At 64.6% G+C, this 9,403-nt stretch carries 8 protein-coding genes; all 8 read left to right on the plus strand.

Going from position 1 to position 9,403, the window contains the following annotated elements:
• Positions 1-14: 14 nt before the first annotated feature.
• Positions 15-1,634 carry an ABC transporter substrate-binding protein gene (locus IVB47_RS33170; RefSeq protein ID WP_247467818.1) on the plus strand — a complete coding sequence of 540 codons (1,620 nt, stop codon included), beginning with the start codon at positions 15-17 and terminating at the stop codon, positions 1,632-1,634.
• A gap of 28 nt (positions 1,635-1,662) precedes the next feature.
• The gene (locus tag IVB47_RS33175; protein WP_247467821.1) at positions 1,663-2,694 is read left to right on the plus strand and encodes an ABC transporter permease; all 1,032 of its coding nucleotides are present in this window, start codon (positions 1,663-1,665) and stop codon (positions 2,692-2,694) included.
• Entirely contained in the window at positions 2,691-3,539 is an 849-nt protein-coding gene (locus IVB47_RS33180; RefSeq protein WP_027569265.1) for an ABC transporter permease, read from the plus strand. Before IVB47_RS33175 ends, IVB47_RS33180 begins: the two co-directional genes overlap by 4 nt.
• Positions 3,536-5,206, plus strand: a complete 1,671-nt coding sequence (locus IVB47_RS33185) for an ABC transporter ATP-binding protein (protein WP_247467824.1) — start codon at positions 3,536-3,538, stop codon at positions 5,204-5,206. The genes IVB47_RS33180 and IVB47_RS33185 overlap by 4 nt, the downstream gene beginning before the upstream one ends.
• Positions 5,207-5,347: 141 nt before the next feature.
• Positions 5,348-6,949: an ABC transporter substrate-binding protein gene (locus tag IVB47_RS33190; protein ID WP_027569267.1), complete on the plus strand. Its 1,602-nt coding sequence runs from the start codon at positions 5,348-5,350 to the stop codon at positions 6,947-6,949.
• Between the two features lie 17 nt (positions 6,950-6,966).
• Complete coding sequence (locus tag IVB47_RS33195) at positions 6,967-7,908, plus strand: ABC transporter permease (RefSeq protein ID WP_007593093.1); 942 nt, start codon at positions 6,967-6,969, stop codon at positions 7,906-7,908.
• On the plus strand, positions 7,905-8,828 hold the full coding sequence (locus IVB47_RS33200) for an ABC transporter permease (protein WP_106942293.1): 924 nt from the start codon (positions 7,905-7,907) through the stop codon (positions 8,826-8,828). Before IVB47_RS33195 ends, IVB47_RS33200 begins: the two co-directional genes overlap by 4 nt.
• 19 nt (positions 8,829-8,847) lie before the next feature.
• A partial coding sequence (locus tag IVB47_RS33205) for an ABC transporter ATP-binding protein (RefSeq protein ID WP_247467827.1) occupies positions 8,848-9,403 on the plus strand: 556 nt, incomplete at its 3' end.

Raw genomic sequence — 9,403 nt, forward strand, 5'->3', positions numbered from 1 at the left:
TTTGGGGAAAACGAATGCGTTTTGTGTCTTTCAGGTCGGCATCCTCCGTGCTCGCCACCACCGCGTTGTTGCTCGTCGCCACCGCGCCCTCGCAAGCGCAGACCAGGGCCGAGACGTTGCGCTATGTCACCGGCGCATCCGTCAACACGCTCGATCCCAACATCCCGGGCTCGACGCGCGAATCCTTCGCGCTGAGCATGAGCACCTACGATCGCCTTGTCGCGTTCGGCCGCAAGCAGCTCAACGGCAAATGGGTGTTCGATCTCGACAAGATCACCGGCGAGCTCGCCGAATCCTACGACGTCAGTCCGGACGGACTGAAGCTGACGTTCCGTCTGCGCAAGGATGCCAAGTTCCAGGACGGCTCGCCCGTGACCGCCGAGGACGTCAAATGGTCGCTGGATCGCTGCGTCACCGCGCCGATCCTCGGCAAGGCACAATTGCTGACGGGATCGTTGACGTCGGCCGACCAGTTCAAGGTGATCGATCCCCTCACGATCGAAGTGACGCTGCCGAAGCCCGACAAGCTCGCGCTACCGAATCTCGCCACGGTCTATCCGCTGATCATCAACTCGAAAGTGGCCAAGGAGCACGCGACCCCGGAAGATCCCTGGGCCACCGCCTGGCTGAAGGAGCACACCGCCGGCAGCGGTGCCTATGTCATCGAGAGCTTCAAGCCCGGCGAGCAGGTGATCATCAAGCGCAACGAGGATTGGAACCGCGGCTCGCCCGACAAGCCGGCGTTCTTCAAGCGCGTGATCGTGCAGTCCGTGCCCGAGCCCGCGACCCGCGCCAATCTGGTCGAGCGCGGCGACGCCGATCTCGTCGTCGATCTGCAGGCCAGCGACGTGCAGTCGCTCGAGGCCAAGGGCAAGCTCAAGGTGGTCTCGACGCCGCAATACAATTCGATCACCTTCGTCTCGATGAACAATCAGATCCCGCCCTTCGACAACGTCAACGTGCGCCGCGCCGTCGCGTTCGCGCTGCCCTATGAGGACATGTTCAAGGCTGCCCTGTTCGGCCGCGGAGCTCCGCTGTTCGGTGCGACTTGGCCGGATGGCAAGCCGCTGAACGGCATCTATCCGTTCCAGGCGCCGGTGAAGACCGATCTCGACAAGGCGCGGGAGTATCTGAAGGCCGCCGGCCTACCGGAGGGTTTCTCGACCACCTTCAGCTTCAACGTCGGCCAGGCCTCGACCGCGGAGCCGATGGCTGCTCTCGTGAAGGAATCGCTTGCCAAGATCGGGATCAAGGTCGACATCCAGAAGCTGCCGGACGCGCAGATGTCGACGCAGATCAACGAGAAGAAGCTGCCCTTGTTCACGGAAGGCATCGTCGCCTGGTTGCCCTCGACCGATTACTTCTACCGCAACTTCTACACCGGCAATCAGCGCTGGAACTACAGCTCGATCAACAATCCGGAGCTGGCGACTATCGCCCAGGAAGCGCGCTTCGAGCCCGATAAGGCCAAGTACGAGGAAGCCGGCCGCAAGCTCAATGCGATCCATTTCAGCGAGATGCCTCAGATTCCGCTGTGGCAGCCGAACCAGGACGCTGTGATGGCCTCGTCGATCGAGGGCTACACCTACGAATTCCATCGTCAGGTCGACTATCGCGACGTCAGCCGCAAGTGATCTCGACATGCAAGGGCTCTGAAAGGTGATGACCGGTTTTGGTGCGACGGTGGTGCGGGCGGGAAGGCGGCTTCTGTCGTCGCTGCCGGCGTTGTTCGGCGTGCTGGTCTTCACCTTTCTGCTGATGCGGGTCCTCCCCGGAGATCCCGCGGTGTTCTTCGCCTCGGGGCCCAACGCCGGCAAGGAGGAGATCGAGCAGATCCGCAAGCAGATGGGGCTCGACAAGTCGGTGCCGGAGCAGCTCGTGTTCTATCTCTCCGACATCGGCCGCGGCAATCTCGGCCGCTCCATGATGACGGGGCAGCCGGTCCTGAAGGACCTTCGCGAACGGCTGCCGGCCTCGCTCGAACTGACGTTCACGGCGTTGCTGATCGCATTGATTGCGGCGGTGCCGCTCGGCGTGGTCGCAGCCTTGAAACCGGGATCGCTGGTCGATCACGGCGTGCGGCTGTTCTGCGCGCTCGGCGTCTGCGTGCCGACCTTCGTCTCGGGCCTGCTGCTGATCTATGTGTTCTACTATCTGCTCGGCCTTGCGCCTGATCCGACCGGGCGGATCGACGTCTTCACCTCGCTGCCGCCGCAGCGCACCGGGTTCCTGTCGATCGACTTCCTGCTCGCGGGAGACATCGAGGGCTGGTGGGCGACCTGCAAGCAGCTGATCCTGCCCGCGCTGAGCATGGCCCTGTTCGTCATCGCGCCGCTGGCGCGGATCACCCGTGCCTCGATGCTGGTCTCGCTCGGCAGCGATTTCGTGCGCACCGCGCGCTCGGTCGGATTGTCCTGGCAGAAGGTCGTCGTCACCTATGCGCTCAGCAATGCGATCTTGCCCGTCATCACCATTGCCGGCATCGTGTTCTCGACCATGCTTGGCGCGAACGTCCTCGTGGAGAAGGTGTTCTCCTGGCCGGGCGTTGCCTCCTACGCGCTCGATGCGCTGCTGTCGTCTGACTATGCGCCGGTGCAGGGTTTTGTGCTGCTGATGGCTGGCATCTTCGTGCTGGTCAATCTCGTGGTCGATATCTGCTACGGCATCGCCGATCCCAGGGTGTCGATCGGATGACCAGCGCAACCCTCCGCCATTCGGTCTGGATTTTGCGCGGCAACCCGCTGACCGGCGTCGCCGCGGCGGGTGTCCTGCTGTTCGTCCTTGTCGCGATCTTCGGACCGTGGCTCGTGCCCTATGATCCCATTGTCTCCAATGTCTCGGAGGCTCTGCAGCCGCCGAGCGCGGCGCACCTTGCCGGCACCGACCAGCTCGGGCGCGACGTGTTCAGCCGCCTCGTCGTTGCGGCGCGGCTCGACCTCGCCATCGCGGTCTCGGCGGTCGGCATCTCGTTCGTGATCGGCGCCGTCGTCGGCTCCTTCTGCGGCTATGCCGGCGGCAGGCTCGACCGCTCGGTCGGCCGCTTCGTCGATGTCATGATGGCCTTTCCGCTGTTTGTGCTGGCGATGGCGATGGTTGCGGCGCTCGGCAACCGGATCGAGAACATCGTGATTGCGACCGCGATAATCAACCTTCCGTTCTACATCCGCTTCGCGCGCGCCGAGGTCAACGTCCGGCGCAATGTCGGCTGGGTGGAGGCGGCGCGTTCCTGCGGCGAGAGTCATTTCTCGGTGGTGCTGCGCTTCCTGTTGCCGAACATCCTGCCGGCGATGGCGGTGCAGATCTCGCTCAATCTCGGCTGGGCGATCCTGAACGCCGCCGGTCTTTCCTTCATCGGCCTCGGCGTCAAGCCGCCGACCCCGGAATGGGGCATCATGGTCGCGGAGGGCGCCCGCTTCATTTCGACGGGGCGGTGGTGGCTGGTGGCCTTTCCGGGCCTCGCGTTGATGATGGCCGTACTGTGCTTCAATCTCCTCGGCGACGGGATGCGGGACATTCTCGATCCGCGCATGCGCACATGAGCGAGGAATTGCTCAGGATCGACGATCTCCACGTCGCATTCTCGACGCGACGCGGGATGGTCGAGGCTGTGCGCGGGGTGACGCTCAAGGTTGAGGCCGGCGAGATGCTCGGCCTCGTCGGCGAAAGCGGATCGGGCAAGTCGGTGACCGGTTTTGCGACGACGCGGCTGCTGGATGCGGCCGGCCGCGTCACCGCAGGCAAGATACTGTTTCGCGGCCAGGACGTCACAAAACTCAGGGGTGACGATCTCCGGCACCTCCAGGGCGCCGCGATGTCGATGATCTTCCAGAACCCGCGGGCGGCGCTCAATCCGATCCGCGCGATCGGCCTGCAGATCGCGGACGCGATCCTCACGCACAAGCGGATATCGAAGGACGCCGCCCGCGCCGAGGCGCTGGAGCTGTTGCGCGCCGTCCAGATCCGCGACCCCGAGACGCGGATGAACGCCTATCCGCACGAACTCTCCGGCGGCATGTGCCAGCGCATCATGATCGCGATAGCGATCTCCTGCAATCCCGCGCTCTTGATCGCCGACGAGCCGACGACCGGACTCGACGTCACCACGCAGAAGGTGGTTATGGACCTCCTGGCGGAGATTGCCGCCGCACGCGGCATGGCGACGATCCTGATCACGCACGATCTCGGACTTGCGGCGCGATATTGTCGCCGTATCGCGGTGATGGAGCGCGGCCGCATCGTCGAAGAGGCAAGCCCCAGGACGCTGTTCGGGGCGCCGCAGCATGCCTATACCAGGCGCCTGGTGGCGGCGTCGCCAACCGCGACCTCCGGGATCGCGGACCTCGTGACGGAAGAGGAGCGGGAAGGCTATGCGGCTGTCGTCAGCAGGCCCAGGCAGGAACCCGTTCACGGGACTCCGCCGCTCCTGGAAGTGCGCAAGCTCGCAAAACGCTTCGACGAGGGCGCTGCGGCGGTGGCGGACTTCTCGATGACGATGGCCGGCGGCGAGAGCGTCGGCCTCGTCGGTGAATCCGGCTCCGGCAAGAGCACGACGTCGCGCATGATTTGCCGCCTGATCGATCCGAGCGAGGGCGAGATCGTGTTCGACGGGCAGTCGATCGGCCACGTGGCGTCGCGCGACTTTCATCGCTCGCGCTTCCGCAAAGACATCCAGATGGTGTTCCAGGACCCGAACGAGAGCCTCAACCCGCGCTTCACCGCCTTCGATTGCATCGCCCATCCCCTGATGCGGCTCGACGGCATGCGTGGGGGCGATGCGCTGCGCAAGCGGGTGGAAGACTGCGCCGTTCGTGTGGGGCTGCCGCTGGATCTGTTGCCGCGCTTTCCGCATCAGCTCTCCGGCGGCCAGAAGGCCCGCGTCGGCATCGCCCGCGCCATCGCCTGCCGGCCGCGGCTCCTGGTGCTGGACGAGCCGACCGCTGCGCTCGACGTCTCCGTGCAGGCGGTGGTGCTGCAACTGCTCGACCGCCTGCGGCGCGAGAACGACATCGCGCTGCTGTTCGTCAGCCATGATCTCAACGTGGTGCGCATGCTCTGCGACCGCACCATCGTGCTGCGCAATGGCGGCATCGTGGAGCAGGGCGAGAGCCGGGCGCTGTTCGACAATCCCAAGACCGACTACACGCGCAAGCTGGTCGAGGCGATCCCGCATATCGAGACCGGGCCAGTGCTGGCGGCCGCGCTTTGAGGTCTCGACCGGTCCCAATGGTGCGGATATCCCGCTGGCGAAGGTCCGGTTAGTGGCATACCATTTGCACGCCAATGAGCTCTGGTTTCACCTGTTCTTGGCCAACGATGGCCGGCATCACGGCACTATTGGGAGGATTTCATGGATCGCAGGACCGTATTGAAGGGACTGGCCGGCGCGGGCGGTCTGGCACTGAGCGGCCTCTCGGCCCCGGCGATCGCACAAGGCGCCTCCGCGCGCACCCTGCGCTTCGTGCCGCAGGCAAACCTCGCCAATTTCGACCCGATCTGGGGCACGCAATATGTCGTGCGCAATGCCGCCGCGCTGGTCTGGGATACGCTCTACGGCGTCGATTCCTCGCTGCAGCCGCAGCGGCAGATGGTCGAGTCCGAGGAAGTGACCGACGATGGCACCACCTGGACGTTCAAATTGCGGTCGGGGCTCAAATTCCACGACGGCGAGCCGGTGCTGAGCAAGGACGTCGTTGCGAGCCTGACGCGCTGGGCGGCACGCGACCCGATGGGGCTGATGCTCAAGGCACTGCAGCAGGAACTCACCGCTGTCGACGACCGCACCTTCAAATGGGTGCTGAAGCAGCCGTTCCCGAAGATGCTCTATGCGCTTGGCAAGAACAACTCGCCTTGCGCCTTCATCATGCCGGAGCGCATCGCGCAGACCGACCCGTTCAAGCAGATCGGCGATTATGTCGGCTCGGGGCCGATGAAGTTCGCCAAGGGCGAATGGGTCCCCGGCGCGAAAGCCGTGTTCGAAAAATTCGCCGACTATGTGCCGCGGCAGGAGAAGGCGTCGTGGCTCGCCGGCGGCAAGCAGATGCTGCTCGACCGCGTCGAATGGATCGTGATGCCCGATCCGGCGACCGCCGCGGCCGCGTTGCAGAACGGCGAGATCGACTGGTGGGAGAACCCGATCGCGGACCTCGTCCCGGTCCTGAAGAAGAACAAGAACATCAGCGTCGACATCGGCGATCCCCTCGGCAATGTCGGCTCGTTTCGCATGAACTTCCTCTATCCGCCCTTCAACGACGTGCGGGCCCGGCGCGCAGTGCTGATGGCGATGAGCCAGGAAGACTATATGCGTGCGCTCGTCGGCGACGACAATTCGCTGTGGAAGTCGTTGCCCGGCTTCTTCACACCCGACACGCCGCTCTACACCGAGGCGGGCGGCGAGGTCCTGAAGGGCAAGCGCGATCTCGACGCTGCCAAGAAGCTGCTCGCCGAGAGCGGCTACTCCGGCCAGCCGGTGACGTGCCTGGTGGCGCAGGACCAGCCGATCACCAAGGCGTTTGGCGATGTGACCGCCGATCTCTTGAAGAAGCTCGGTATGAATGTCGACTTCGTCGCGACCGATTGGGGCACGGTCGGCTCCCGCCGCGCACAGAAGACACCGCCCGGACAGGGCGGCTGGAACATGTTCCACACCTGGCACGCGGGTTCGGACTGCATCAATCCGGCGCCCTACACCGCCATTCGCGCCAATGGCGACAAAGCCTGGTTCGGCTGGCCCAACAGCCCCGGCACCGAGAAGGAGGTTACGTCCTGGTTCGAAGCCAAGAACCTCGACGAGGAGAAGGCCGCGGTCGCCCGCCTCAACAAGGTTGCGCTCGAAGACGTCGTCTACGCGCCGACCGGGTTCTTCCTCAGCTACACGGCCTGGCGCAAGAACGTCTCCGGCATCACGAAAGGGCCGCTGCCGTTCTTCTGGGGCGTGTCGAAATCCGCATGACCTTGCGCTGAAGCCAGATGCTCTCCTACATCCTCCGGCGTATCGCCTCGACCTTGCCAGTGATGGCGATCGTCGCGCTGTTCGTGTTCAGCCTGCTCTACATCGCGCCGGGTGATCCCGCCGTGGTGATCGCAGGCGATCAGGCAAGTCCGGAGGATGTGGAGCGCATCCGTCAGAGCCTCGGCCTCGATCGACCCTTCCTGATCCAGTTCGGCAGCTGGGTCTGGCGCATTCTGCACGGCGATCTCGGCACCTCGATCTTCACCAATCTGCCGGTCTCGACGATGATCGGCCAGCGTCTCGGGCCGACGCTGTCGCTGATGATGGTCACGCTCCTGCTCACGATCGTGGTCGCGGTGCCGCTCGGCGTGCTGGCGGCCTGGAAGGCGGGAAGCCTGATCGACCGGGCCATCATGGCCTTTGCCGTGTTCGGCTTCTCCCTGCCGGTCTTCGTCGTCGGCTATGTCCTCGCCTACGTTTTCGCACTGGAGCTCGAATGGCTTCCCGTGCAGGGCTATACGCCGCTCGCCCAGGGCGTCTGGCCATGGCTGCAAAACCTGATCCTGCCCGCGATCGCACTCGGCTGTGTCTACATCGCACTGATCGCGCGTATCACGCGCGCCACCATGCTCGAAGTGTTGCAGCAGGACTATATCCGCACTGCGCGCGCTAAGGGCCTCGGGCAGGGCGGCATCCTGTTCGTCCACGCGCTGAAGAACGCGGCCGTGCCGATCGTCACGGTGATCGGGATCGGCATCGCGCTCCTGATCGGCGGCGCGGTCGTCACGGAGAGCGTGTTCGCCATTCCCGGCCTCGGCCGGCTCACGATCGACGCGATCCTGCGTCGCGATTATCCCGTCATCCAGGGCATCGTGTTGCTGTTCAGCTTCGTCTACGTCCTCGTCAATCTGATGATCGACGTCATTTATACGCTCGTTGACCCGAGGATCCGCTATTGACCGACACGACCGTCAATCCGCAAGCGCTGCCGGCGGGCTTCGTCCTCGCGCCGCAACTGCCGGAGATTCTTCGGCCCGTCGTGATCCGGCGCGGCTTCATCGGCCTCCTGCGGGGCCATCCCACCGTCGCCATTGGTGGCACGCTGCTGCTCATCCTGGTCCTGATCGCGGTCTTCGCGCCCTATCTTGGAACGGTCGATCCGACCGCGCTCGCGCCCGCCAAGCGCACCCGTGCGCCGTCGGCTGCCTTCTGGTTTGGCTCGGACGTGCTCGGTCGCGACATCTATTCGCGCGTGCTGTTCGGCGCGCGGGTCTCGCTTACGGTCGGACTGTCAGTTGCGATATGCGCGTCCGCGGTCGGTCTTGCCATCGGCATCGTCTCCGGCTTCATCCGCTGGGCCGACGGCATCTTGATGCGCTTTATGGACGGGTTGATGTCGATCCCGCCGATCCTGCTGGCGATCGCGCTGATGGCGCTGACGCGCGGCAGCGTCGGCAACGTCATTCTCGCGATCACTGTCGCCGAAATTCCGCGGGTTTCCCGTCTTGTCCGTAGTGTCGTGCTGTCGCTGCGCGAGCAGCCCTACGTGGACGCGGCGGTGGCATGCGGCACGCGCACACCGATGATCATCCTGCGCCACATCCTGCCCAACACGCTGGCGCCGATGCTGATCCAGGCGACTTACATTTGCGCCAGCGCGATGATCACGGAGGCGATCCTGTCCTTCATCGGCGCGGGAACGCCGCCGACCATTCCGTCCTGGGGCAACATCATGGCGGAGGGGCGGGCGCTGTGGCAGGTCAAGCCCTACATCGTGTTCTTTCCGGCGGCCTTTCTGTCCGTCACCGTGCTCGCCGTCAACCTGCTCGGCGATGGCCTTCGCGATGCGCTCGATCCGCGCATGGCCAAGAGCCTCTGATGGCGAGGGGCTGATCGCGATGGCACTGCTCGAAGTCGAGAATTTGCAAACCCACTTCCGCACGCCCAGCGGCATCAACCGCGCGGTGGAAGGCGTGTCGTTCCATGTCAACGAGGGCGAGACGCTCGCCATCGTCGGCGAGTCCGGCTGCGGCAAGTCGGTGACCTCGATGTCGCTGATGCGGCTGATCCCGGAACCGCCGGGCAGGATCGCCGGCAGCATCCGTTTCGCGGGCAAGGACCTGCTGCAAATGTCGGATCGCGAGATGCGCGCGATCCGCGGCAACGACATCTCGATGATTTTTCAGGAGCCGATGACCAGCCTCAACCCGGTCCTGACCGTCGGGCGTCAAATCCGCGAAACGCTGATGATCCACCAGGGCCTGGACAAGCAAGCCGCGGAGGCACACGCGATCGAGATGTTGATTTTGGTCGGCATTCCCGAGCCGAAGCGCCGCGTGCGCGAATATCCGCATCAGCTTTCCGGCGGCATGCGCCAGCGCGTCATGATCGCCATTGCACTCGCCTGCAATCCAAAACTTCTCATTGCCGACGAGCCGACCACCGCGCTCGACG

This window comes from Bradyrhizobium sp. 62, from assembly GCF_023073035.1.
In the GTDB taxonomy this organism is placed as follows: Bacteria; Pseudomonadota; Alphaproteobacteria; order Rhizobiales; family Xanthobacteraceae; genus Bradyrhizobium.

Excerpts from the sequence above, each read along its gene's own strand:
- IVB47_RS33170 (WP_247467818.1), top strand. The coding sequence starts at position 15 with ATGCGTTTTGTGTCTTTCAGGTCGGCATCCTCCGTGCTCGCCACCACC.
- IVB47_RS33175 (WP_247467821.1), top strand. The coding sequence starts at position 1,663 with ATGACCGGTTTTGGTGCGACGGTGGTGCGGGCGGGAAGGCGGCTTCTG.
- IVB47_RS33180 (WP_027569265.1), top strand. The coding sequence starts at position 2,691 with ATGACCAGCGCAACCCTCCGCCATTCGGTCTGGATTTTGCGCGGCAAC.
- IVB47_RS33185 (WP_247467824.1), top strand. The coding sequence starts at position 3,536 with ATGAGCGAGGAATTGCTCAGGATCGACGATCTCCACGTCGCATTCTCG.
- IVB47_RS33190 (WP_027569267.1), top strand. The coding sequence starts at position 5,348 with ATGGATCGCAGGACCGTATTGAAGGGACTGGCCGGCGCGGGCGGTCTG.
- IVB47_RS33195 (WP_007593093.1), top strand. The coding sequence starts at position 6,967 with ATGCTCTCCTACATCCTCCGGCGTATCGCCTCGACCTTGCCAGTGATG.